Below are 1,535 nucleotides of genomic sequence, written 5' to 3'. Positions count from 1 at the left end.
GAAGACCGCGTCGGGTGCGCGGGCGGTGCAGATCGTCTACTCCTCGCGCCGGGGATCGCGGGATATCGAGCACATCGGGTCGGCGCACGACGATGCCGAACTGGAGGTGTTGAGGGCGGTCGCCCGGCAGCGCATGGCCGCTGGGCAGGGCGAGCTCGACCTGGGCCTGGAGGGTGCCGCGACCGCTAAGCGGGGTGTGGGTCCGTTGCCGATCACGTCATCGCGGATGGGTCACCTGTGGGACGCTCTCACGCACGCCTATCAGGCGCTCGGGTTCGCGCAGGCTACCGGCGCCGACGACGTGTTCCGGCAGTTGGTGTTGGCCAGGATCATCGAGCCGACAAGCAAGCTGGACAGCTTGCGGGTCCTGGAGGAGACGGGCGTCGCGCCGGCGTCGTACGCAACGGTCAAGCGTCGCCTGCCCGTGTTTGCGGACCAGTCGTGGCGGCAGAGGCTGGCCGCGGCGTGCGCCGCGCACGCGGGGCTGGGACCGGCCAGCCTGGTGCTCTACGACGTGTCAACGCTGTACTTCGAGACCGATACCGGCGACGGGTTCCGCGAGCCCGGGTTCTCCAAGGAGCGCCGCCTGGAGCCGCAGATCACCATCGGCCTGCTCACCGATGCTGCTGGGTTCCCGTTGATGGTCGAGGCGTTCGAGGGCAACAAGGCCGAAACCCTCACGATGGTGCCGACGATCCAGGCGTTCATGCAAGCCCACCAACTGCCCGACGTGACGATCGTGGCCGACGCGGGCATGGTGTCGGCGGCCAACCAGAAGGCGATCGAAGAGGCGGGCCTGTCGTTCATCCTCGGGGCCCGTATCCCCGACATCCCCTACGTCGTCGCGCAATGGCGCAAGGCCCACCCCGGCCAGGAGATCGGCGACGGGCAGGTGTTCATCCAGCCCTGGCCCGCAGGGCCAGCCGACCGGCGCCGCGACCAGGTCATCTACTACCAGTACAAGACGGATCGGGCCCGGCGCACCATGCGCGGGATCGACGAGCAGGTCGCCAAGGCCGAGAAAGCCGTCGCGGGGAAGACCACGGTCAAACGCAACAGATTCGTCCGACTGTCCGGCGGCACCCGGACGGTGAATCGGGACTTGGAGACCAAGGCCCGGGCCGTTGCCGGGTTGAAGGGATACGTCACCAACCTCGCCGCCTGCCCCGACGGCACCCCGATAACGGCCGAGTTCGTGATCGACGCCTACCACCGACTGTTCCAGATCGAGAAGTCGTTCCGGATGTCCAAGCACGACCTGCAAGCCAGACCGATCTACCACCACACCCGCGACTCGATCGACGCCCACCTCACCATCGTGTTCGCCGCCCTGGCCGTCAGCCGCTGGATCGAAGACCAGACCGGCTGGTCAGTCAAGAAGTTCGTCCGGACCGCCCGCCGCTACCGCACCGTCGAAATCCAGGCCGGCGAACACACCATCACCGCCGCCGACCCCCTACCCGACGACCTCCACGACGCACTCGAAGCCATCACCCGGCCCAGTCGACCTGCGCACTAACCTGAGCCAAGTCGGG

The 1,535-nt window shown here is 67.8% G+C and carries 1 protein-coding gene; it reads left to right on the top strand.

Features of this window, described 5'->3' with window-relative positions; all coding sequences use genetic code 11:
- Positions 1–25: 25 nt before the first annotated feature.
- On the top strand, positions 26–1,519 hold the full coding sequence (locus tag AB0873_RS32505; RefSeq protein ID WP_366604626.1) for an IS1634 family transposase: 1,494 nt from the start codon (positions 26–28) through the stop codon (positions 1,517–1,519).
- The last annotated feature ends 16 nt before the right edge of the window (positions 1,520–1,535 follow it).

Origin of the sequence: Micromonospora sp. NPDC047707 (assembly GCF_040704235.1) — a bacterium.
GTDB lineage: Bacteria > Actinomycetota > Actinomycetes > Mycobacteriales > Micromonosporaceae > Micromonospora.
The sequence above is the reverse complement of the archived record's forward strand: the minus strand, read 5'-3'. Positions and strand labels throughout refer to the sequence as shown.